Annotated in this window: 21 protein-coding genes; 16 read left to right on the forward strand and 5 right to left on the reverse strand. The window is 65.0% G+C overall.

The annotated features are described in order from the left end of the window. Positions 1-47 precede the first annotated feature (47 nt). The 3 genes from RMP06_RS12055 to RMP06_RS12065 all read right to left on the reverse strand — a co-directional run bounded on the left by RMP06_RS12055 (position 48) and on the right by RMP06_RS12065 (position 2,832). Positions 48-1,736: a PhoH family protein gene (locus RMP06_RS12055; protein ID WP_310462022.1), complete on the reverse strand. Its 1,689-nt coding sequence runs from the start codon at positions 1,734-1,736 to the stop codon at positions 48-50. A gap of 132 nt (positions 1,737-1,868) precedes the next feature. Continuing rightward, entirely contained in the window at positions 1,869-2,345 is a 477-nt protein-coding gene (locus RMP06_RS12060) for a peroxiredoxin (RefSeq protein ID WP_310462023.1), read from the reverse strand. Between the two features lie 103 nt (positions 2,346-2,448). Further along, positions 2,449-2,832, reverse strand: a complete 384-nt coding sequence (locus tag RMP06_RS12065; protein ID WP_310462024.1) for an Mth938-like domain-containing protein — start codon at positions 2,830-2,832, stop codon at positions 2,449-2,451. 117 nt (positions 2,833-2,949) lie between these two features. On the opposite strand from RMP06_RS12065, the gene RMP06_RS12070 reads away from it, so the two are divergent. The 9 genes from RMP06_RS12070 (at position 2,950) to RMP06_RS12110 (ending at position 11,044) form a co-directional block, all read left to right on the forward strand. Beyond that, positions 2,950-4,179 carry a pyridoxal phosphate-dependent aminotransferase gene (locus RMP06_RS12070; RefSeq protein WP_310462025.1) on the forward strand — a complete coding sequence of 410 codons (1,230 nt, stop codon included), beginning with the start codon at positions 2,950-2,952 and terminating at the stop codon, positions 4,177-4,179. Positions 4,180-4,224: 45 nt separating this feature from the next. Then, positions 4,225-5,535, forward strand: coding sequence for a homoserine dehydrogenase (locus RMP06_RS12075; protein ID WP_310462026.1), 1,311 nt, complete (start codon positions 4,225-4,227; stop codon positions 5,533-5,535). 30 nt (positions 5,536-5,565) lie between these two features. Beyond that, complete coding sequence (thrC, locus tag RMP06_RS12080; RefSeq protein WP_310462027.1) at positions 5,566-6,993, forward strand: threonine synthase; 1,428 nt, start codon at positions 5,566-5,568, stop codon at positions 6,991-6,993. Then, entirely contained in the window at positions 6,990-7,538 is a 549-nt protein-coding gene (gene mobB / locus RMP06_RS12085) for a molybdopterin-guanine dinucleotide biosynthesis protein B (RefSeq protein WP_310462028.1), read from the forward strand. Before thrC ends, mobB begins: the two co-directional genes overlap by 4 nt. Next, positions 7,510-8,808, forward strand: coding sequence for a molybdopterin molybdotransferase MoeA (locus RMP06_RS12090; RefSeq protein ID WP_310462029.1), 1,299 nt, complete (start codon positions 7,510-7,512; stop codon positions 8,806-8,808). Before mobB ends, RMP06_RS12090 begins: the two co-directional genes overlap by 29 nt. 24 nt (positions 8,809-8,832) lie before the next feature. Continuing rightward, positions 8,833-9,084, forward strand: coding sequence for a MoaD/ThiS family protein (locus RMP06_RS12095; RefSeq protein WP_310462065.1), 252 nt, complete (start codon positions 8,833-8,835; stop codon positions 9,082-9,084). Between the two features lie 3 nt (positions 9,085-9,087). After that, positions 9,088-9,591: a molybdenum cofactor biosynthesis protein MoaE gene (locus RMP06_RS12100; RefSeq protein WP_310462030.1), complete on the forward strand. Its 504-nt coding sequence runs from the start codon at positions 9,088-9,090 to the stop codon at positions 9,589-9,591. Positions 9,592-9,596: 5 nt separating this feature from the next. Continuing rightward, complete coding sequence (gene crcB, locus RMP06_RS12105) at positions 9,597-9,995, forward strand: fluoride efflux transporter CrcB (protein ID WP_310462031.1); 399 nt, start codon at positions 9,597-9,599, stop codon at positions 9,993-9,995. Positions 9,996-10,063: 68 nt separating this feature from the next. Continuing rightward, on the forward strand, positions 10,064-11,044 hold the full coding sequence (locus tag RMP06_RS12110) for an NADPH:quinone oxidoreductase family protein (protein WP_310462032.1): 981 nt from the start codon (positions 10,064-10,066) through the stop codon (positions 11,042-11,044). 72 nt (positions 11,045-11,116) lie between these two features. Here RMP06_RS12110 and RMP06_RS12115 read toward each other — a convergent pair whose 3' ends face one another. After that, entirely contained in the window at positions 11,117-11,728 is a 612-nt protein-coding gene (locus tag RMP06_RS12115) for a PEP-CTERM sorting domain-containing protein (RefSeq protein ID WP_310462033.1), read from the reverse strand. Positions 11,729-12,143: 415 nt separating this feature from the next. On the opposite strand from RMP06_RS12115, the gene carA reads away from it, so the two are divergent. The 4 genes from carA (at position 12,144) to RMP06_RS12135 (ending at position 17,637) form a co-directional block, all read left to right on the forward strand. Beyond that, positions 12,144-13,331, forward strand: coding sequence for a glutamine-hydrolyzing carbamoyl-phosphate synthase small subunit (carA, locus tag RMP06_RS12120; protein ID WP_310462034.1), 1,188 nt, complete (start codon positions 12,144-12,146; stop codon positions 13,329-13,331). Further along, a complete protein-coding gene (carB, locus tag RMP06_RS12125; protein ID WP_310462035.1) occupies positions 13,324-16,602 on the forward strand; it encodes a carbamoyl-phosphate synthase large subunit in 3,279 nt (1,092 codons plus the stop codon). Before carA ends, carB begins: the two co-directional genes overlap by 8 nt. Before the next feature lie 106 nt (positions 16,603-16,708). Further along, the gene (greA, locus tag RMP06_RS12130) at positions 16,709-17,185 is read left to right on the forward strand and encodes a transcription elongation factor GreA (RefSeq protein WP_310462036.1); all 477 of its coding nucleotides are present in this window, start codon (positions 16,709-16,711) and stop codon (positions 17,183-17,185) included. Between the two features lie 14 nt (positions 17,186-17,199). Continuing rightward, positions 17,200-17,637, forward strand: a complete 438-nt coding sequence (locus tag RMP06_RS12135; RefSeq protein ID WP_310462037.1) for a DUF4149 domain-containing protein — start codon at positions 17,200-17,202, stop codon at positions 17,635-17,637. 99 nt (positions 17,638-17,736) lie between these two features. On the opposite strand, the gene RMP06_RS12140 is transcribed toward RMP06_RS12135, so the two are convergent. Further along, positions 17,737-18,222: a YhbY family RNA-binding protein gene (locus RMP06_RS12140; protein WP_310462038.1), complete on the reverse strand. Its 486-nt coding sequence runs from the start codon at positions 18,220-18,222 to the stop codon at positions 17,737-17,739. A 20-nt stretch (positions 18,223-18,242) separates the two neighbouring features. Here RMP06_RS12140 and RMP06_RS12145 point away from each other — a divergent pair, with 20 nt between their 5' ends. From RMP06_RS12145 to folP, 3 genes are all read left to right on the forward strand, one after another. Beyond that, complete coding sequence (locus RMP06_RS12145) at positions 18,243-18,929, forward strand: RlmE family RNA methyltransferase (protein ID WP_310462039.1); 687 nt, start codon at positions 18,243-18,245, stop codon at positions 18,927-18,929. 173 nt (positions 18,930-19,102) lie between these two features. Further along, positions 19,103-21,010 carry an ATP-dependent zinc metalloprotease FtsH gene (ftsH, locus tag RMP06_RS12150; RefSeq protein WP_310462040.1) on the forward strand — a complete coding sequence of 636 codons (1,908 nt, stop codon included), beginning with the start codon at positions 19,103-19,105 and terminating at the stop codon, positions 21,008-21,010. 142 nt (positions 21,011-21,152) lie between these two features. Beyond that, the gene (gene folP / locus RMP06_RS12155; protein ID WP_310462066.1) at positions 21,153-21,926 is read left to right on the forward strand and encodes a dihydropteroate synthase; all 774 of its coding nucleotides are present in this window, start codon (positions 21,153-21,155) and stop codon (positions 21,924-21,926) included. Positions 21,927-22,023 lie beyond the last annotated feature (97 nt).

Raw genomic sequence — 22,023 nt, forward strand, 5'->3', positions numbered from 1 at the left:
AAGGGCGCCCGCAGGCGCCCCATGAACTGCGGCCGAGGGCCGCTCGGTCAGAGTACTTCCGAGGCAAAGTCCGCCAGTCGGGAGCGTTCACCCCGCGCCAGCGTGATGTGACCACCGTGCGGCCAGCCCTTGAATCGGTCCACCGCGAAGGTCAGGCCCGAGCTGCCTTCGGTGAGATAGGGCGTGTCGATCTGCGCCAAGTTGCCCAGACAAATGATCTTGGTCCCCGGGCCAGCGCGGGTGATCAGCGTCTTCATCTGCTTGGGCGTGAGGTTCTGCGCCTCGTCGATGATGACGATCTTGTTCAGGAAGGTGCGCCCGCGCATGAAGTTCAGGCTCTTGATCTTGATCTTGCTGCGCACGAGGTCGTTGGTCGCCGCACGGCCCCATTCGCCCGCGCCGGTTTCACCCCGGGCCAGCACTTCGAGGTTGTCGTCGAGCGCGCCCATCCACGGGCTCATCTTTTCCTCCTCGTTGCCGGGCAGGAAGCCGATGTCCTCGCCCACCGGCACGGTCACGCGGGTGACGATGATCTCGGTGTAGCGGCGCTCGTCCAGCACCTGGCTGAGTGCGGCGGCCAGCGTCATCAGCGTCTTGCCCGTGCCCGCCGTGCCGGTCAGGGTGATGAAGTCGCAGTCCGGGTCCATCAGCAGATTGAGGGCGAAGTTCTGCTCGCGGTTGCGGGCCACGACACCCCAGACCGCTTGCTTGGCGTGGGTGTAGTCCCTGAGTGTCTTCAGCACCGCTGACTTGCCGGTGATCTCGGTGACACGGGCGTACAGCGGCGCGTTGCCCGGACTCTCCAGGTAGACGAACTGGTTGATCATCAGCGACGGGACGAGCGGGCCGCTGATGCGGTAGAAGGTCGAGCCGGCCTGCTGCCAGCTCTCCATCGTCTTGCCGTGGCGCTCCCAGAAGTCCGCCGGCAGTGCCATCACCCCCGTGTAGAGCAGGTCGCCGTCTTCGAGCGTCTTGTCGTTGGTGTAGTCCTCGGCGGGCAGGCCCAGCGCACGCGCCTTGATGCGCATGTTGATGTCCTTGGACACCAGCACGATCTCGCGCTCGGGCTGCTGCGTGCGCAGGGCCTGCACGACGCCGAGGATCTGGTTGTCGGCTTTGCCCTGTGGCAGGCCATCGGGTAGCTTGAAATCGACGAAGGTGGTCTGGAAGAACAGTTTTCCGCCTGCGTCCCTGTGACCGGTGCGCGCCAGCGGGATGCCGACGGCGGGGTCGAACTTCGCCGAATCGCCCTGGCTGGCGGCGAGCGCGTCGAGTTCGCGGCTGACCTGTCGGACATTACGCGAGACCTCGCTCATGCCTTTCTTGTGGCCGTCCAGTTCTTCGAGCGTGATCATCGGCAGGTAGATGTCATGTTCCTCGAAGCGGAACAGGCTCATCGGATCGTGCATCAGCACATTCGTGTCGAGCACGAACAACTTGGCCGGCCCCGTGCGGGCTGATCGGACCCGGGCAGCCTTGGGCGCGGGACGGGCGACGGGCGGACGCGCCACCGGCGCAGCGACCGTGGCCACAACCCTCGCAGGAATCGGTGCGGGCAGGGGTTTGACAACCTGAGGCGCAGCCGCGGGCGGCGGCGGCGGTTGCAATTCCAGGGGGCTCGACTCGTCGGCTGGCGCCTTCAATGTTCGCCGCGCCGGCTTGGGCGCGGCCTGGGCGTCAAAGGCAGAAGGATCGAGGATGGTGCCGCGCTTGGCGGGTGGTTTGGGCAGAGGCATGAGCGGTGGCGTCACTGGAAAAAGAAAAAGCCGCACAGCAAGCTGTACGGCTTCTCGTTGGTCGGCGGATGCGGTTCATGTCTTACGCGCATGAACCCATTATGCACAGGCCGCCAGTGTCGCCAAGGGTGCTCAGGCGGGGCTTTTCAGTTCCTTGACCGCCTTGAGTACTTCTTCCACATGTCCAGCCACCTTGATGCCACGCCATTCGGCGCGCAGCACCCCAGCGGGGTCGATCAGGAAGGTCGAGCGCTCGATGCCCTTGACCTTCTTGCCGTACATGATCTTGTTCTTGACCACACCAAACATGTGGCAGAGCTTTTCTTCAGTGTCGGCGATCAGGTCGAAGGGCAGTTCGATGTTCTGCTTGAACTTGTCGTGCGATGCCATGTTGTCACGCGACACACCGAACACCACGGCGCCTGCGCCCACGAAGTCCTTGTGGTGGTCACGAAACTGCATGGCTTCAGTGGTGCAGCCGGGCGTGTTGTCTTTCGGGTAGAAATACAGCACCACGGTTTTGCCGAGGAACGCCTGGGGGGTGAATTTCACGCCGCCGGTTGCATTCGCTTCAAGTTCCGGAAGAGGTTTGTTGAGAGCGGGCGTCATGCAATTTCTTTGAGTCTGAGGATCCCTGACGGGGATAAGCCATCTATTATAAGTCCATACGGAGAGCTTCGCCCATCCGGCAGGATAGGCGTGGGTCAGGGCTTCACCCGATCAGCAGCGCGGCCACGACCCGGCGGTTTTCGCTGGCGAGCACGTTGTAGGTGCGGCAGGCGGCCAGTGTGTCCATGCACTCCACGCCGATGCGGGCATCGATCAGCGTGCGAATCAGCGAGGGATGCACGAAGCGGATTGTCTTGCCACTGCCGAAGATCACCAACTCTGGTTGATAGGCCAGCAGCGCGTCGAAGTCCTCGCGCTTCAGATCCTCGTGCCGCGTGCAGGCCCACGCCACCACCTCGCCCTTGAACGGCACGATCACGCTGCTGCGCCACTGCTGCAGGCCGACCTGGTTGTTCACGGACACGGCGTCGTGCGTCGTGGAAAAGATGGCGTTGACGCCTTCGATGCGGTCGGGCTGGAGTTTCACGGTGGTCGGCGTATGCGCCGGGAAGTGGAGGGCTGGCTGGAGATGGGGCCGGGATGCGGTAAATTCTAGCTTTTGTCGCCTTTCCCTCTCTCGCCCCATTCGAACAGGATCTCCCTCGTGCTCAAGACCGTCGCCAAGTCCAGCAAGCTCGCCAACGTGTGCTACGACATCCGTGGCCCGGTGCTGGAGAAGGCCCGCCAGATGGAAGAGGAGGGCCACAAGATCATCAAGCTCAACATTGGCAACTTGGCGGTGTTCGGGCTGGAGCCGCCCGACGAGATCGTGCAGGACATGATCCGCAACATGCCGCACTCGGCCGGCTATACCGACTCGAAGGGTTTGTTTGCACCCCGCAAGTCGGTCGTGCATTACACGCAGGAGAAGGGTGTCAAGGGCGTCACCGTCGATGACGTGTACCTCGGCAACGGCGCCTCCGAGCTGATCGCCATGAGCATGAACGCACTGCTCGACGACGGCGACGAGGTGCTGATCCCGTCGCCGGACTACCCGCTCTACACCGCAGTCGTCGCGCTGTCGGGGGGCAAGCCGGTGCATTACATCTGCGACGAGCAATCCGAGTGGATGCCCGACATCGCCGACATCCGCGCCAGGATCACGCCGCGCACCAAGGCCATCGTCGTCATCAACCCGAACAACCCGACCGGCGCGCTCTACCCGGACGCGGTGCTGCGCGAGATCGTGCAGGTGGCGCGCGAGCACCAGCTCATCATCTTCGCCGACGAGATCTACGACAAGACGCTCTACGACGGCCACACGCACACCAGCATCGCTGCGCTCGCCGACGATGTGCTGATCCTGACCTTCAACGGCCTGAGCAAGAACTACCGCGCCTGCGGCTACCGCGCCGGCTGGATGGTGGTGTCGGGCGACAAGCGCCATGCCCGCGACTACATCGAGGGGCTGAACATGCTCGCCTCGATGCGCCTGTGCGCGAACACGCCGGGGCAGCTCGCGATCCAGACCGCGCTGGGTGGTTATCAGAGCATCAAGGATCTGGTGGCACCGGGTGGGCGCCTGTGCCGTCAGCGCGACCTCGCTCACAAGCTGCTGACCGAAATCCCGGGCGTGACCTGCGTCAAGCCCAAGGCGGCGCTGTACATGTTCCCGAAACTCGACCCGAAGATGTACCCGATCGCCGACGACCAGCAGTTCGCCTACGAGCTGCTGGCCGAGGAAAAGGTGCTGATCGTGCAGGGCACCGGCTTCAACTGGGCCACGCCGGACCATTTCCGTCTCGTGTTCCTGCCGAACTCGGACGACCTGTCCGACGCGGTCGGGCGCATTGCCCGTTTCCTTGACGGCTACCGTCGCCGCCACGGTACCTGATTGTTTTTCGACCCGTTTTTTTGACCGTAGATAGATTAGATCGCCATGAAACCCATCCAAGTCGGCCTGCTGGGCATCGGTACCGTCGGCAGCGGCACGTTCAACGTGCTGCTGCGCAACCAGGAAGAGATCCGCCGCCGTGCGGGCCGCGGCATCGAGATCACGATGGTGGCGGACCTGAACGTCGAACGTGCCCGCGAGATCGTCGGCGACGGTGTGGCGGTCGTGGCCGACGCGCGCCAGGTGATCGCCAACCCCGACATCGACATCGTCATCGAGCTGATCGGCGGCTACGGCATCGCCCGGGCACTGGTGCTCGAAGCAATCGCTGCCGGCAAGCATGTCGTCACGGCCAACAAGGCGCTGCTGGCCGTGCATGGCACCGAGATCTTCGCGGCGGCGCGCGAAAAGGGCGTGATCGTCGCGTTCGAGGCGGCGGTTGCGGGCGGCATCCCGATCATCAAGGCGCTGCGCGAGGGCCTGACCGCCAACCGCATCCAGTGGATCGCCGGCATCATCAACGGCACGACCAACTTCATCCTGTCCGAGATGCGCGACAAGGGCCTGGACTTCGACGTGGTGCTGAAGGAAGCGCAGCGCCTGGGCTACGCCGAAGCCGATCCGACCTTCGACATCGAGGGCGTGGACGCCGCGCACAAGGCCACGCTGATGAGCGCGATCGCGTTCGGCGTGCCGGTGCAGTTCGACAAGGCGCACGTCGAGGGCATCACCAAGCTCTCGGCCGTGGACATCCGCTACGCCGAGCAACTGGGCTACCGCATCAAGCTGCTGGGCATCGCCAAGCGGCAGGTGGCCGGGATCGAGCTGCGCGTACACCCCACGCTGGTGCCGACCAAGCGCCTGATCGCCAACGTCGAAGGCGCGATGAATGCCGTGATGGTGCAGGGCGATGCCGTGGGCACGACGCTGTACTACGGCAAGGGCGCCGGTTCCGAGCCGACCGCCTCCGCCGTGATCGCCGATCTGGTGGACATCACCCGCCTGCACACCGCCGACCCGGACCACCGCGTGCCGCACCTGGCCTTCCAGCCGGACGAGCTGCACACCACGCCGATCCTGCCGATCAGCGAAGTGCGCACGGCGTTCTACCTGCGCCTGCGCGTGGCGGACCAGAAGGGCGTGCTGTCGGCGATCACCTCGATCCTGGCGGCCTCCGACATCTCGATCGACGCCGTGCTGCAGCGCGAGTCCAACGACGGCGAGCACCAGACCGACGTCATCATCCTGACGCACGAGACGCAGGAAGGCGTGATGCGCGCGGCGCTGGCGCAGATGCAGGCGCTGGCGACGGTGCTGGCGCCGATCGTGAGTCTGCGCAAGGAAGAGCTGGCGTGAGCCGGCTGTCCGCACCCTGAAGCACGCACGATGAAATACATCAGCACCCGCGGCGACCAGACCGAGCGCCGTTTCTGCGAGATCCTGCTGGAGGGCCTCGCGCCCGATGGCGGGCTCTACCTGCCGGTCCGCTATCCGAAGATCGACGTGGCCACGCTGGCCCGCTGGCGCGGCCTGTCCTACGCCGACCTCGCGTTCGAGATCCTGTCGCTCTACATCGACGACATCCCGGCCGACGACCTGAAGCGCCTGACCGAGAAGACCTACACCGCCGAGGTGTTCGGCACCGACGCCATCGTGCCGCTCAAGCCGCTGGAGCCGGGCCTGTGCCTGGAGTCGCTGTCCAATGGCCCGACGCTCGCCTTCAAGGACATGGCGATGCAGCTTCTGGGCAACCTGTTCGAGTACGAACTCGGTCGCCGTGGCGAGCAGCTCAACATCCTCGGCGCCACCTCCGGCGACACCGGCAGCGCGGCCGAATACGCGATGCGCGGCAAGGCCGGCGTGCGCGTGTTCATGCTGTCGCCGCACGGCCGCATGAGCCCGTTCCAGCAAGCGCAGATGTTCTCGCTGCAGGACGAGAACATCCACAACCTCGCCGTCGAAGGCGTGTTCGACGACTGCCAGGACATCGTCAAGGCCGTCTCGAACGACCTGGAGTTCAAGCGCGCCTACCGCATCGGCACCGTCAACTCGATCAACTGGGCGCGCCTGCTGGCCCAGGTCGTCTACTACTTCGCTGGCTATTTCCAGGCCACCCAGGCCACGAAATCGAACGACGAACAGGTCAGCTTCACCGTTCCGTCCGGCAACTTCGGCAACGTCTGCGCCGGTCATGTGGCGCGGATGATGGGCCTGCCGGTCAAGCACCTCGTGGTCGCGACCAACGAGAACAACGTGCTCGAAGAGTTCTTCCGCACCGGCGCCTACCGCGTGCGCGGCAGCAGCGAGACGTGGGAAACGTCCAGCCCGTCGATGGACATCAGCAAGGCGTCGAACTTCGAGCGCTTCGTGTTCGACCTGCTTGGCCGCGACGGCAGCCGCACCAAGGCGCTGTTCGGCGAGGCGCTGAACCGCGAGGGCGTGTTCACCGTATCCCCGGAAGAGTTCGCCCGCATCGCTGGTTACGGTTTCCAGTCCGGCCGCTCGACCCACGCCGACCGCCTCGCCACGATCCGCGCCACCTACGAAGGCCAGGGCGTGCTGATCGACACCCACACCGCCGACGGCGTGAAGGTGGCGCGCGAGCTGCGCGAGGACGGCGTGCCGATGATCGTGCTCGAAACTGCGCTGCCCGCGAAGTTCGAGGCCACCATCGCCGAGGCGCTTGGCCCGGATGTCCACGCGCCACGCCCGCCCGCGCTGGCCGATCTGGAGTCGCGCCCGAAGCGGTTCCAGGTCATGCCGGCCGACACGGCGGTGATCCAGCAGTACGTCCGCGACCACGTCCCGCTGTGAACGTCATCGGACTCTGCGGCGCGTCCGGCTCGGGCAAGACCACGCTCGGCGAAGGCTTGATCCGTGCATTGAAGGCGCAGGGCTGCCGCGTCTCCGTGATCAAGCACGCCCATAAGTGGTTCGACATCGACCGCCCCGGCAAGGACAGCTTTCGCCACCGCGAGGCCGGTGCGTTCGAGGTGCTGGTCGCCAACAACCACCGGCTGGCACTGATGCGCGAGTTCGAGATGGAGGCCGATCTGTCCGTCCACCAGCTCATCGCCGAACTCAGCGACCTGGGCGCGTTCGGTGTCGAGCACTGGGTGATCGTCGAAGGCTTCAAGCACGCCGATTTGCCCAAGGTCGAGGTCTGGCGCGCCGCCCATGGCGCACCAGCGGCCTACCCGAACGATCCGTTTGTCGTCGCGATTGCGCGCCCGGCAGAGGACACCGTGCCCCATTCCACCGCGCTGCCCTTGCTGGATCTGGACGATCCGGCGTCGGTGGCCGATTTCCTGCGAAGCGACCCGCAACGCTATGGCTACCGCGCCCCTCAACAACGCTGAACCAGCGGCGGCCCCGCGCCGTCCGGTGCTGCAGAGCCTGGACGATGCGCTGGCGAAGCTGCTCGCGGCGGTGTCTGCGTCCTGTGCCGCGCAGCCCGAAACCGTCTCGACCTTCGATGCGCTCGGCCGCGTGCTGGCCGAGGACGTGTGCTCGCTGCTGGACGTGCCGCCGGCCGACAACACCTCGATGGACGGCTACGCGATGCGGGCGGCCGACGTGCCTGCCGTCGGCACTGTGCTGCCGGTGAGCCAGCGCATCCCGGCCGGTGTCGTCGGCCAGCCGCTGCAGCCGGGCACAGCCGCGCGCATCTTCACGGGTGCGCAGGTGCCGCCCGGTGCCGATGCCGTCGTGATGCAGGAGCAGTGCGAGGCCGTGGCGGGCGAAGGGCTGGGCACCGTGCGCGTCCACCTCGTGCCGCCGGCTGGACAGTGGATTCGCCGCCGTGGCGAGGACGTGCAGCGCGGCGCCGTCGTGCTCGCGGCCGGCACACGCCTCACGCCTGCCGCGCTGGGACTGGCCGCGTCGGTTGGTGCCGCCACGCTGCAGGTCGCCCGCCGCCCGCGCGTGGCAGTGTTCTCGACCGGCGACGAACTGGTGATGCCCGGCGAGGTCACACCCAAGCAGATGCGCCCCGGCGCGATCTACAACTCCAACCGCTACACGCTGCGCGGGCTGGTGCAGGCGATGGGCTGCGAGGTGCAGGACCTGGGCATCGTCCCGGACCGGCTCGACGCCACCCGCGAGGCGCTGCGCACGGCTGCGGCCGGCTGCGACCTGATCATCACGTCCGGCGGTGTCTCGATGGGCGAGGAAGACCACCTGCGCCCCGCCGTCCAGGCCGAAGGGCGGCTGGACCTCTGGCAGATCGCGATGAAGCCCGGCAAGCCGCTGGCGTTCGGCGCGGTGCGGCGCGAGGACGGCAGCGAAGCGTGGTTCCTCGGTCTGCCGGGTAATCCGGTGTCGAGCTTCGTGACCTTCCTGCTGACGGTGCGGCCGGTGCTGTTGCGGCTGCAGGGGGTGCCCGAGGCGGATTTGACGCCGCGCAGTTATCCGCTGCGCGCCGATTTCGACTGGCCGAAACCCGATCGCCGCCGCGAATTCCTGCGGGCGCGGGTCAACGCCGAGGGCGGCGTCACGCTGTTCCCGAACCAGAGTTCCGGGGTGCTGACCTCGGCGGTGTGGGCCGACGGGTTGGTCGATGTCGCGGCGGGGCAGGTGATCGCCTGCGGCGAGACGGTGCGCTTCGTGCCGCTGAGTGAACTGGGATGAATTGCAATGAATCGTGACGTGAGCATGCAGATCCAGATCCGGTATTTCGCGTCGTTGCGCGAGTCGCTCGGGGCCGGCGAGGCGCTGTCGTTCGACGCGCCGCTGACGGTCGGCCAGTTGCGCGACCAGCTCATCGCCCGTGGCGAGCCGTATGCGGATGCGCTGGCGCGGGGCCGGGCGTTGCGTGCGGCACTCAACCAGACGATGTGCGCCGAGTCGGCCGCGCTGACCTCCGGTGCCGAAGTCGCGTTCTTCCCGCCCGTCACCGGAGGCTGAGCCATGGCGACGACCACGCCGCGGGTGTCCATCCAGACCGAGGACTTTGACCTGTCCGCCGAAGTCGCTGCGCTGCGGGCCGGTGACGCGGGCGTCGGCGCCATCGCCACCTTCGTCGGCACCGTGCGCGACCGCCATGCCGGCCAGCCAGACGCCGGCGCGATTCGCGCGATGGAGCTGGAGCACTACCCCGGCATGACCGAGCGGAGCATCGAGGCGATGATCGACGAGGCATTGCGTCGCTTCGACATCCGCGCCGCCCGCGTCGTCCACCGCGTCGGCCCCCTGCAGATCGCCGACCAGATCGTGCTGGTCGCGGTCACGTCAATGCACCGCGGCGAGGCGTTCCAAGCGTGCGAGTTCCTGATGGACTACCTGAAGTCCGAGGCGCCGTTCTGGAAGAAGGAAACCACGCCCGAAGGTGCCCGCTGGGTCGATGCCCGCGTCAGCGACGACGCGGCACTGCAGCGCTGGGGCATTGTCTCAGGCAACGCGACCGGCGCCTGAACCCCATGAACCCGACGTTGCTCCAGGCGGCCTCGGTCGCGTTCGGTGCCTCGCTCGGGGCGCTGCTGCGCTGGCAGGCCGGGCTGCGGCTGGGCTTCGTTGTCGCCGGTTTCCCGCTCGGCACGCTTGTGGTCAATGTGGTCGGCGGACTCCTGATCGGCCTCGCGCTTGTCTGGTTTCGTCTCCATCCAGAAGCTACTAACAGTCGACTGTTGATCGTCACTGGCTTCCTCGGCGGGTTGACGACGTTCTCGTCCTTTTCGGGCGAGTCGCTGCTGCTGCTGCAGTCGGGACAAGTGCCGCTGGCGGTGCTGCACAGCGCGGCGCATTTGCTGGGCGCATTGGCGGCGGTGGCGGTGGGCTGGTGGCTCGGGCAACTGGTGCTGGGCTGGCCTGTCACGTAGGAGTCAAGCCGCAGGACCACCGGCCAGCAGACTGCAGCCTTTGCCAAAACCCCCAAGGAGCCTTGCCCATGCGTGCGCTGATCTGCGATTCCTATGGCCCGATCGACCAACTGCGGGTGTGCGAGGTGGCCACGCCCGAACCCGGTCCTGGCGAGGTCCGCATACGGGTTGAGTCGGCGTCGGTCAACTTCCCCGATGCCCTGATCGTGCAGGGGCTGTACCAGGTCAAGCCAGCGCTGCCGTTCTCGCCGGGCGCCGAGCTGGCGGGTGTGGTCGAGGCCGTCGGCGAGGGGGTGCGTCACCTGAAGCCCGGCCAGCGCGTGATCAGCTTCTGCGGCCATGGCGCGTTTGCCGAGCTGGCGGTGGTGTTGGCCCGCCAGGTCATGCCACTGCCGGAGGGCATGGACATGGACACCGGCGCCGCCCTGGTGCTGACCTATGGCACGTCACTCCATGCCCTCAAGGATGTCGGCCGCCTGCAGGCGGGCGAAACGCTGCTGGTGCTGGGGGCCGCGGGTGGCGTGGGGCTGGCGGCGATCGAACTGGGCAAGCAGATGGGCGCCCGCGTGATCGCTGCAGCGTCCAGCGAGGACAAGCTGGCGCTGTGCCGCACTGTGGGCGCGGATGAAACCGTCAACTACAGCACCGAGGATCTGCGCAAGCGCGTCGATGCATTGACTAGCGGCGAGGGAGTTCAGATGGTTTACGACCCGGTGGGCGGTGACTATGCCGAGCCGGCGCTGCGTGCTACCGCTTGGCGCGGCCGGTATCTGGTCGTCGGCTTTGCGGCCGGTGCCATTCCGAAGATTCCGCTCAATCTGGCGCTGCTCAAGGAGCGCGTGCTCATGGGGGTGTTCTGGGGTGATGCGGTCCGGCGGGATCCGACGACCCATCTTGCCAACATGCAGCAACTCGCCATGTGGTTCGCCGAAGGGCGCATCCGGCCAGTGATCAGCGAACGGGTCGGGCTGGACGGTGCACGGGACGCGATCCAGCGCATGGCGTCGCGGCAAGTCAAGGGCAAGGTGGTCGTGCACCCGCACGCTTGAACGCCGTGGTCTGAACGAAAAAGGGCGCCCCGCAGGGCGCCCCTGGCTGCAGCGCCTCTCGGGCGCGGCACATCAACGCAGGTGGCGGCGGCGACTGACGAAACCCAGCACGCCCAGACCAGCCAGCAGCATGGCGTAGCTCTCGGGTTCCGGTACCGGCGTCACGGCGGTGACCGACACGTTGTCCAGTTGCAGGTCGGTGGTCACGGGCAGGCCGGCACCGATCGAGCCAAAGTACAGCTTGTAGTTGCCGCTGCTGGCCAGCGTGAGGCTGCTGGTGTTGTTGGTCGTGCTTGCGCTGCTGAACTGGACCAGCGGGCCGGTCGATTCAAACAAGGACGTGCCCGTGTTGTACAGCGCCCAGAAACCTGAACCGCTGTAGTCGAAGTTCAGGTTGTAAGCGCCACCCGTGGTCACGCCGAAGGCCGTGTACGCTGAATCACCGCCACCGAACTGCATGAACTGGTTGTCGGCGGCATCCACAATCTTGTGGGTGCCGCTGGTGGAGTCCGAACCCCACAGCGTCGCAGCGTAACCGCCGAGATTGGTGTAAGTGTTGAACGAATTGGTGGCCACCGCGGGCATCTCGAAGTCGCCGTTGGTGATCAGGTTCTGGGCTTGGGCGCCGGCGCCCAGGGCGGCCAGCAGCAGGGTGGCAGCGATCGAAGTCAGGGACTTTTGCATGTGTCGTTCCAGTCGAAGGTTGTTGCAAATTGGAAGGTGGCGTGGCGTTGAGCACCTCGTCGTTTCCTGTCTGCACCATAGCAACCCTGCTTCAAATGAAAACACCCGCAATGGCGGGTGCTCCCCCATTGAGGGGTAGCCGGTGGAACCAGGACGGCCAACTAGTACCGGTTGGCATCCGGTGACCCTTGATCTGCGGGGATTGGTTCGTAAGGGGAACATTCCGACCCGTTGATGCCAGCATTTGGCCGGGAAAACCCCCGGACGGCTATAATCCACAGGTTTGTCTGCCAACAACGCTTCCCAGCGTCGCATGCTTGCCCAACGATTCCGGAATGGCGCTAGTCGCCGGTGCTCCATCCGCAGAGCCCGACCGGTCTGAAGCAGCGCTGGGGGCGCTCTATCCGGAGTTCCCGTGCTGCCCGTCCTGCCCCCCGCTATCCTCGCACTCGCAGACGGCACAGTCTTTCTTGGCACCTCGATCGGCGCTGCCGGTCACACAGTCGGCGAAGTGGTGTTCAACACCGCGCTCACCGGCTATCAGGAAATCCTCACTGACCCGAGCTATTGCCGGCAGATCGTGACCCTCACGTATCCGCACATCGGCAACTACGGCGTCAACGAACAGGATGTCGAGGCCTCGAAAGTCCATGCCGCTGGTCTGATCATCAAGGATCTGCCCGTCCGTGCCTCCAACTTCCGCCAGTCGATGACGCTGGCGGACTATCTGGTGCGTGAAGGCACCGTCGCCATTGCCGACATCGACACCCGCCGACTCACCCGCGTGCTGCGCACCCATGGTGCCCAGAACGGCTGCATCATGGGATTTCCGGCTGATACCGCTGTGACGCAGGCGATGATCGACGAGGCCGTCGCGCTGGCCCGCCGTGCGCCGAGCATGGCCGGTCTGGATCTCGCGCAAGTGGTCACCCGCCGCGAGCCGGAAGTCTGGACCGAGACCGAGTGGCAACTGTTCGCCGCGAATGGCGAGCCAGGTTTCGGCCAGCAGACTGCGCCGCAGTTCCATGTCGTCGCCTATGACTTCGGCGTCAAGCGCAACATCCTGCGCATGCTGGCCGAGCGCGGCTGCAAGGTCACGGTGGTTCCCGCCAAGACGTCTGCCGCCGACGTGCTGGCTTACCAGCCCGACGGCATCTTCCTGTCCAACGGCCCCGGTGACCCGGAGCCCTGCGACTACGCCATCGCCGCGGCCAGGACGCTGATCGAAACCGGCATCCCGACCTTCGGCATCTGCCTGGGCCACCAGATCATGGCGCTGGCCTCGGGTGCGCAGACGTTCAAGATGAAGTTCGGCCACCATGGCGCCAACCACCCGGTGAAGGATCTCGACACCGGCCGTGTCTCGATCACCAGCCAGAACCACGGTTTCGCGGTCCATGCCGACACGCTGCCCGCCAACCTGCGTCCGACGCACGTCAGCCTGTTCGACGGCACCCTGCAGGGCCTGACCCGCACCGACAAGCCCGCGTTCTGCTTCCAGGGCCACCCGGAAGCCTCGCCCGGCCCCCATGACATTGCCTACCTGTTTGACCGCTTCACCGCGCTCATGACCCAGCACGTGGCGGAGAAGAACAATGCCTAAGCGCAGCGACCTGAACACCATCCTCATCATCGGTGCCGGTCCGATCATCATCGGCCAGGCCTGCGAGTTCGACTACTCCGGCGCCCAGGCCTGCAAGGCCCTGCGCGAAGAAGGCTACAAGGTCATCCTGGTCAACTCGAACCCGGCGACCATCATGACCGACCCGAACACGGCGGACGTGACCTACATCGAGCCGATCACCTGGCAGGTGGTCGAGAAGATCATCGCCAAGGAGCGCCCGGACGCGATCCTGCCGACGATGGGCGGCCAGACCGCGCTGAACTGCGCCCTCGACCTGCACAAGCACGGCGTGCTCGACAAGTACAAGGTCGAGATGATCGGTGCCAACGAGCACGCGATCGAGAAGGCCGAAGACCGCCTGAAGTTCAAGGATGCGATGACCAAGATCGGTCTCGGCTCCGCGAAATCCGGCATCGCGCACACGATGGAAGATGCCTGGGCCGTCCAGAAGGCGATCCAGCTTGACATCGGCGGCAGCGGCTTCCCGATGGTGATCCGCCCCAGCTTCACGCTGGGCGGCACCGGCGGCGGCATCGCCTACAACCCGGAGGAGTTCGAGGAAATCTGCAAGCGTGGCCTCGACCTCTCGCCGACGAAGGAACTGCTGATCGAGGAATCGCTGATCGGCTGGAAAGAGTACGAGATGGAAGTGGTCCGCGACAAGACGGACAACTGCATCATCGTCTGCTCGATCGAGAACCTGGATCCGATGGGCATCCACACCGGTGACTCGATCACCGTCGCCCCGGCACAGACGCTCACCGACCGCGAATACCAGCTCCTGCGCAACGCCTCGATCGCGATCCTGCGCGAAATCGGCGTGGACACCGGCGGCTCGAACGTGCAGTTCTCGATCAACCCGAAGGACGGCCGCATGGTCGTCATCGAGATGAATCCGCGTGTGTCGCGCTCCAGCGCGCTGGCTTCCAAGGCAACGGGCTTCCCGATCGCGAAGATCGCCGCCAAGCTGGCGGTCGGCTACACGCTCGACGAGCTGAAGAATGACATCACCGGCGGCGCGACCCCGGCGTCGTTCGAGCCGTCGATCGACTATGTCGTCACCAAGATCCCGCGCTTCGCCTTCGAGAAGTTCCCGGCGGCCGATTCCAGGCTGACGACCCAGATGAAGTCGGTCGGTGAAGTCATGGCCATGGGCCGCACCTTCCAGGAAAGTTTCCAGAAGGCACTGCGCGGTCTGGAAACCGGCATCGACGGTCTGACCGAACGGTCGACCGACCGCGAGGACATCGTCCAGGAAATCGGCGAAGCCGGCCCGGAGCGCATCCTGTTCGTTGCCGATGCCTTCCGCATCGGCATGTCGCTCGACGAGATCTTCGAGGAAACCGCAATCGACCCGTGGTTCCTGGCCCAGATCGAGCAGATTGTCGCCACCGAAACCCAGGTCAAGGCCCGCACGCTGGACAGCCTGAGCGCCGACGAGATGCGCTTCCTCAAGAAGAAGGGCTTCTCGGACAAGCGCCTGGCCAAGCTGATGGGGACCAACCAGCACGACCTGCGCCGCCGCCGCCATGTGCTGGGCGTGCGCCCGGTCTACAAGCGTGTGGACACCTGCGCGGCCGAGTTCTCCACGCAGACCGCCTACCTGTACTCGTGCTACGAGAACGTGGACGGCGAATGCGAGGCCGCGCCGACGACCAACAAGAAGATCATGGTGCTGGGCGGCGGCCCGAACCGGATCGGGCAGGGCATCGAGTTCGACTACTGCTGCGTCCACGCCGCGCTCGCCCTGCGCGAAGACGGCTACGAGACCATCATGGTCAACTGCAATCCCGAGACCGTCTCGACCGACTACGACACCTCGGACCGCCTCTACTTCGAGCCGGTGACGCTCGAAGACGTGCTGGAGATCGTGGACAAGGAAAAACCGGTCGGCGTGATCGTGCAGTACGGCGGCCAGACCCCGCTGAAGCTCGCTCTGGATCTGGAGGCCAACGGCGTGCCCATCATCGGCACCAGCCCGGACTCGATCGACATGGCCGAAGACCGCGAGCGTTTCCAGCAACTGCTGCACGCCGTCGGCCTGAAGCAGCCGCCGAACCGCACCGCCCGCACCGAAGAGGCTGCGCTGGCGCTGGCCAACGAGATCGGCTACCCGCTGGTGGTGCGCCCGAGCTACGTGCTGGGTGGCCGCGCCATGGAAATCGTCCACGGTGACAAGGACCTGGAGCGCTACATGCGCGAAGCGGTGCGCGTCTCCGACAAGTCGCCGGTGCTGCTGGACCGCTTCCTCGACGACGCGGTCGAAGTGGACATGGACTGCATCGCCGACGCCAGGGGCGCGGTGATGATCGGCGGGATCATGGAGCACGTCGAGCAGGCGGGGGTCCACTCCGGCGACTCGGCGTGTTCCTTGCCTCCGTACACGCTGTCGGCTGTACTGCAGGACGAACTGCGCCGCCAGACCGCGCTGATGGCCCGGGCGCTGAAGGTGATCGGCCTGATGAACGTGCAGTTCGCAATCCAGGGTGACGTGACGGCCGGGCTGGATGCCTGCACCGTCTACGTGCTGGAAGTGAACCCGCGGGCTTCGCGCACCGTGCCTTTCGTGTCGAAGGCAACCGGCCAGCCGCTGGCCAAGATCGCCGCCCGCTGCATGGCCGGGCAGTTGCTGGCGGACCAGAAAGACCCGAACGGCCAGGTGCCGCATGAGGTCGTGCCACCGTATTTCAGCGTCAAGGAAGCCGTCTTCCCGTTCAACAAGTTCCCCGGCGTGGACCCGATCCTCAGCCCGGAAATGCGCTCGACCGGCGAAGTCATGGGCGTGGGCAAGACCTTCGCCGAGGCGATGCTCAAGAGCCAGCTCGGGGCCGGTTCACGCCTGCCGCGCAGTGGCAATGTCATGATTTCGGTCAAGACCAAGGACCACGGCCGAGCGGTGGCGATCGCCCGCGATCTGCACGCGCTGGCCTTCGGCATCGTGGCAACCAAGGGCACGGCGGGCGCCATCTCGGCCGCCGGCATCCCGGTCAAGGTCGTCAACAAGGTCAAGGACGGCCGCCCGCACATCGCCGACATCATCAAGTCGGGTGACATCCAGCTCGTCTTCACCACGGTGGACGAAACGCGCACGGCGATTGCCGATTCGCGTCACATCCGCACCGCGGCGCTGGCGAATCGGGTGACTTACTACACCACGATGGCCGGCTGCGAAGCCGCCACCGAGGCACTCAAGCACCAGGACGGGCTCTCGGTGGTCTCCCTGCAAGAGTTGCACGCCGAACTGATCTAAACTCCACGTCCTGATCCGTCGCCGCCGCCGGCCTTCCGCAGGGAAGCTGGCGGCGGTTCGTTTTTGTCCCTGCCATCGACCACCGAGCGAGAGAGTTAGAAGAACCATGGCCACGATTCCGTTGACCAAGCGCGGCGCCGAGCTGCTCAAAGCCGAGCTGCACCGGCTCAAGACCGTGGAGCGGCCTTGGGTGATCAATGCGATCTCCGAGGCCCGTGCGCAGGGTGACTTGTCCGAGAACGCCGAGTACGAAGCAGCCAAGGACAAGCAGGGCTTCATCGAAGGGCGCATCTTGGAAGTCGAGAGCAAGCTGGCCGTCGGGCAGGTGATCGATCCAAGCACACTCAGTGCAGGCGGGCGGATTGTGTTCGGCGCGACCGTCGATCTGGAGGAAGAGGCCTCGGGTGATGCCGTGACCTACCAGATCGTTGGCGAGGATGAGGCCGACATCAAGTTCGGACGTATCTCGGTTGGCTCACCCATTGCCCGCGCACTGATCGGCAAAGAAGCTGGCGACGTGGCGGTAGTGAACGCGCCGGGTGGCGCGAAGAACTACGAGATCATCAAAGTGCGCTACACCTGATCCGGCGGCCCATCGTGCTGAGTCGATTCCGAACGGTGCTGGCTGCGTTGTGGCTGGGCCTGGTGGCGACCCTGGCTGCCGTGGCGGCGCCTGTGCTGTTTGCCGGGCTGGAGCGTGTGGACGCCGGGCGACTGGCGGGCAACATGTTTCGCATCGAAGCCTATGCGGCGCTGGGGCTGGCCGTTGCGCTGTTCCTGATCGAGCGGCGATTGGCTGCTTCGCGGATGCGGGCCAGGCAGGGCTCGGTGCTGTCGGTGAATCTGCTGCTGGTGCTTGGCGCGCTGTTCTGCACTGTGCTGGGCTACTTTGCGCTGCAGCCGATGATCGAAGCCGCCCGTGCCGGCCAGGCGCGCCTGAGTTTCGGTGCGTTGCACGGAATCTCCAGCGTGATGTTTGCGCTGAAGGGTCTGTTGTTGCTGGCGCTGGTCTGGCGCGGCGCCGGGACGAACTGAACGCCTTGCATAAAGCGTTACCCGCAGTAAGAAACGCAAAGACCCCGGATTCGGGGTCTTTGCGTCAACGACGGATGCGGGCGTGTGGTCCCGGTTGGCTTATTCGCTGCTTTGTGCGCGTTTCTTGGTGCCGATCAGGCGCTTCTTGGACCGCTTGACGATGCCGCCTGCGGTCAGTCGCTGATTGCCGAAGATGGTGAGTTTCTTGACTTGGGCGCGCTGCGACCCGCTCTTGGAGAAGGTCAGCAGTTTTACAACGCGTGGCGCCGAGGCACGCCGATCGGGTGAGCCGGTACGTTCTTCCTTGGCCGGCAGCGGGCGCCAGAGCACCAGCAGTTTGCCGATGTGCTGGATCGGCGCAGCCTCCAGTTCGTCGGTCAGCGAGACCAGCAGGGCTTCACGCGCTGCGCGGTCGTCGCTGAAGACACGGACCTTGATCAGTCCGTGTGCATTGAGGGCAGAGTCGATCTCCTTGAGAACGGCAGGAGTGAGTCCTTCGGACCCGATCATGACGACGGGGTCGAGGTGGTGGGCCTCAGCGCGGTGTTCCTTGCGCTGGGCCGGAGTCAATTGGATGGCAGCCATGCCGCTATTATCGTTGCGATATGAAGATCGACAGTAAAAGCAAGAAGATCAACAAGGCGTGGCTCAACGAGCACCTGACCGATCCCTATGTACGGCAGTCCAAACGCGACGGTTACCGCGCCCGCGCTGCCTACAAACTCAAGGAAATCGATGAGACCTTCCACCTGTTTCGACCTGGCCAGGTGGTGGTCGATCTGGGGGCGTGTCCGGGTGCGTGGAGCCAGTACCTGCGCCGCCGGTTTGCACCGAAGGAGGCCGGCATCGGTGGGGCTGCGGCGGGCGAACTCAACGGAACGATCATCGCGCTGGACCTGCTTGACTTCGAGCCGATCGAGGGCGTGCGGTTCATCCAGGGTGACTTTCGCGAAGACGCCGTGCTTCAGCAACTGGTAGATGTACTGGGCGGCCGCTCCGTCGATGTCGTGGTGTCGGACATGGCGCCGAATCTGTCGGGCATCGAGGTGTCCGACTCTGCACGCATCGCCCACCTGATCGAGCTGGCCATCGAGTTTGCGCAGTCCCATCTGCGGCCGGACGGGGTGTTGGTCTGCAAAGTGTTCCACGGCAGCGGGTATAGCCAGCTGGTACAGTTGTTCAAAGACCATTTTCGCGTGGTCAAGCCTGTCAAGCCCAAAGCGTCTCGTGACAAATCGGCCGAAACCTTTCTGGTCGGTCTGGGTCTGAAGAGTGCCGACAAGAGAAGCTGAGTTCGGGTGCGAGAGTGCACGCCCGCCCTGTTCAAGGAGAGGGTTGTCCCCCAAACATCAGCTTGTCGAGGGGTTGACTGCACTAGAATCGTCCTCATCTACCGCGTAGGTGCGTACCAAGCGGCACGCAAGGCCCCGACCCGGGGCGTGTTCGAATCAAAGAAGGAGCCGCGGTGAACAATCAATGGTTCTCCAAAGTAGCTGTGTGGCTGGTGATAGCGTTGGTGCTGTTCACTGTTTTCAAGCAGTTTGACCGCACGGCCACGGCCGGTAACCAGATCGGGTACTCCGAGTTCCTTGAAGAGGTGCGTTCCAAGCGCATCCGCGAGGTGGTGCTGCAGGAAAACCCGGGCGGCGCCGAAATCGAAGCGCTGACGACCGACGACAAGAAGATCCGCACCACCGCGACCTATCTGGACCGCGGTCTGGTCGGTGACCTGATCAGCAATGGCATCAAGTTCCGCGTCAAGCCGCGCGACGAGCCGTCGCTGCTGACGAGTCTGCTGGTGTCCTGGGGTCCGATGCTGCTGCTGATCGGCGTGTGGGTCTACTTTATGCGCCAGATGCAGGGTGGCGGCAAAGGCGGCGCCTTCAGCTTCGGCAAGAGCCGCGCCCGCATGCTCGACGACACCAACAACTCGGTGACGTTCGCCGATGTGGCAGGTTGCGACGAGGCCAAGGAAGAGGTCAAGGAACTGGTCGACTTCCTCAAGGATCCCCAGAAATTCCAGAAACTTGGCGGCCGCATTCCCCGTGGCGTGCTGATGGTCGGTCCTCCGGGGACCGGCAAGACGTTGCTGGCGAAGTCGATCGCCGGCGAAGCCAAGGTGCCGTTCTTCTCGATCTCCGGTTCGGATTTCGTGGAAATGTTCGTCGGTGTTGGCGCGGCCCGTGTGCGCGACATGTTCGAGCAGGCCAAGAAGAATGCGCCTTGCATCATCTTCATCGACGAAATCGATGCTGTAGGCCGTCACCGTGGTGCTGGTCTTGGCGGCGGCAATGATGAGCGCGAGCAGACCCTCAACCAGATGCTGGTCGAGATGGATGGGTTCGAGACCAACCTCGGTGTCATCGTCGTGGCGGCCACGAACCGCCCGGACATTCTGGATCCTGCCTTGCTGCGTCCTGGCCGCTTTGACCGTCAGGTGTATGTGACGCTGCCGGACGTGCGTGGTCGCGAGCAGATCCTCAATGTCCACATGCGCAAGATTCCCATCGGGCAGGACATTCGCGCAGACATTCTGGCGCGTGGCACTCCGGGTTTCTCGGGCGCTGATCTCGCCAATCTGGTCAATGAAGCTGCTCTGTTCGCTGCCCGCCGCAATGGCCGGGTGGTGGAGATGGTGGACTTCGAGAAGGCCAAGGACAAGATCATGATGGGCCCCGAGCGGAAGTCCATGATCATGCCGGAGGAAGAGCGCCGCAATACGGCGTACCACGAGGCGGGACATGCGCTGGTGGCGCGGCTGTTGCCCAAGACGGACCCGGTTCACAAGGTCACGATCATCCCGCGTGGTCGCGCACTGGGTGTCACGATGCAATTGCCGGAAGGTGACCGCTACAGCCTGGACAAGGACCGCATGCTGTCCACGATTTCCGTGCTGTTCGGCGGTCGCATTGCAGAGGAGGTGTTCATGCACCAGATGACCACTGGCGCCAGCAACGACTTCGAGCGTGCAACCCAGATCGCCCGTGACATGGTGACGCGCTACGGCATGACGGATGCATTGGGTCCGATGGTGTATGCGGACAACGAGGGCGAGGTGTTCCTGGGCCGTTCGGTGACCAAGACCACCAACATGTCCGAGCAGACCATGCAGAAGGTCGATTCCGAGATTCGTCGCATCATCGACAACCAGTACGCACTGGCACGTCGCCTGATCGAGGAGAGCCAGGACAAGATGCATGTGATGGCCAAGGCACTGCTGGAGTGGGAAACCATCGACGCGGACCAGATCGAGGACATCATGAACGGCCGCCCGCCGAAGCCACCGAAGGACTGGGTTCCTTCGGTCAACAAGCCGCCCGGCGGACCGTCGAATCCGTCCATCAGTTCCGGTAACGCGACAGCGCCGGCCTGAGATTCACTGATTCATACCGAAAAAACGGGGCGCAAGCCCCGTTTTGCATTCCACGATGACATTTCCGTTACCCGCCCCAACGTCCGCCAGTCCAGTGTGGACCACCACCCGCTTTGCGCTGGACCTGCAGACTGTGCAGGTCATGGGCATCGTCAATGTCACGCCCGACTCGTTCTTCGATGGCGGGCGATCCTCCTCGTCCGAAGCACTGGCGCATTGCGAACTGCTGCTGCGTCAGGGCGCGGATCTGCTGGACATCGGGGGCGAATCGAGCCGTCCGGGGGCTGACTCCATTCCGTGGGCGCTGGAGTGGCAACGCATCGAACCCGTGCTGCGGGCGGCCATGTCACTGGGTGTTCCGCTGTCGATCGACACCTGCAAACCCGAGGTCATGCAACGGGCGCTGGATCTGGGCGCCGACATCGTCAACGACATCCATGCACTGGGTGCCAAGGGTGCGGTGGAGGCGGTCGCCCGGCATCCGCAGTGCGGCATCTGCCTGATGCACATGTCAGGCGTGCCGCAGACGATGCAGGCTGCGCCCTGTCATGCCGATGTCGTCGCCGAGGTCAGGGATTTCCTGTCCGAACGAGCGGCTGGCCTGGAGGCACTCGGGGTCGATCGCGGCCGCATCGTGCTGGATCCCGGCATCGGCTTCGGAAAGCGCGTGGCTGACAATTTTGCGCTGGTGCGCGGCCAGCAGGCGCTGCTGGACCTTGGATATCCGGTGCTGGCGGGATGGTCACGCAAGTCATCGCTTGGCGCCGTGACCGGCAAGGCGGTGGCGGACCGACTCAGCGCCAGCGTGGCCGCGGCTCTTGCCGCTGCCCACTGCGGCGCACGGATCCTTCGTGTCCACGATGTGGACGCGACGGTTGACGCGCTCAAAGTGTGGAGAGCCGCCGGTTTGCTGTGACGCGTGGCGCGAGTCCCTGTCCAGGATTAAGGAAATGTCGTCAAGCGTCGGTAACATGGGCGATTCATCTGGAATTGCCTCACGGGACGACATCGAC

The organism is Sphaerotilus sp., from assembly GCF_031429695.1.
Taxonomy (GTDB): domain Bacteria; phylum Pseudomonadota; class Gammaproteobacteria; order Burkholderiales; family Burkholderiaceae_C; genus Sphaerotilus.

Bases quoted from the DNA above. Each gene is read 5' to 3' on its own strand.
- RMP06_RS12055 (WP_310462022.1), bottom strand. From the start codon at position 1,736: ATGCCTCTGCCCAAACCACCCGCCAAGCGCGGCACCATCCTCGATCCT.
- RMP06_RS12060 (WP_310462023.1), bottom strand. From the start codon at position 2,345: ATGACGCCCGCTCTCAACAAACCTCTTCCGGAACTTGAAGCGAATGCA.
- RMP06_RS12075 (WP_310462026.1), top strand. From the start codon at position 4,225: ATGAAACCCATCCAAGTCGGCCTGCTGGGCATCGGTACCGTCGGCAGC.
- thrC (WP_310462027.1), top strand. From the start codon at position 5,566: ATGAAATACATCAGCACCCGCGGCGACCAGACCGAGCGCCGTTTCTGC.
- RMP06_RS12090 (WP_310462029.1), top strand. From the start codon at position 7,510: ATGGCTACCGCGCCCCTCAACAACGCTGAACCAGCGGCGGCCCCGCGC.
- RMP06_RS12095 (WP_310462065.1), top strand. From the start codon at position 8,833: ATGCAGATCCAGATCCGGTATTTCGCGTCGTTGCGCGAGTCGCTCGGG.
- RMP06_RS12100 (WP_310462030.1), top strand. From the start codon at position 9,088: ATGGCGACGACCACGCCGCGGGTGTCCATCCAGACCGAGGACTTTGAC.
- crcB (WP_310462031.1), top strand. From the start codon at position 9,597: ATGAACCCGACGTTGCTCCAGGCGGCCTCGGTCGCGTTCGGTGCCTCG.
- RMP06_RS12110 (WP_310462032.1), top strand. From the start codon at position 10,064: ATGCGTGCGCTGATCTGCGATTCCTATGGCCCGATCGACCAACTGCGG.
- RMP06_RS12115 (WP_310462033.1), bottom strand. From the start codon at position 11,728: ATGCAAAAGTCCCTGACTTCGATCGCTGCCACCCTGCTGCTGGCCGCC.
- carB (WP_310462035.1), top strand. From the start codon at position 13,324: ATGCCTAAGCGCAGCGACCTGAACACCATCCTCATCATCGGTGCCGGT.
- greA (WP_310462036.1), top strand. From the start codon at position 16,709: ATGGCCACGATTCCGTTGACCAAGCGCGGCGCCGAGCTGCTCAAAGCC.
- RMP06_RS12140 (WP_310462038.1), bottom strand. From the start codon at position 18,222: ATGGCTGCCATCCAATTGACTCCGGCCCAGCGCAAGGAACACCGCGCT.
- RMP06_RS12145 (WP_310462039.1), top strand. From the start codon at position 18,243: ATGAAGATCGACAGTAAAAGCAAGAAGATCAACAAGGCGTGGCTCAAC.
- folP (WP_310462066.1), top strand. From the start codon at position 21,153: ATGGGCATCGTCAATGTCACGCCCGACTCGTTCTTCGATGGCGGGCGA.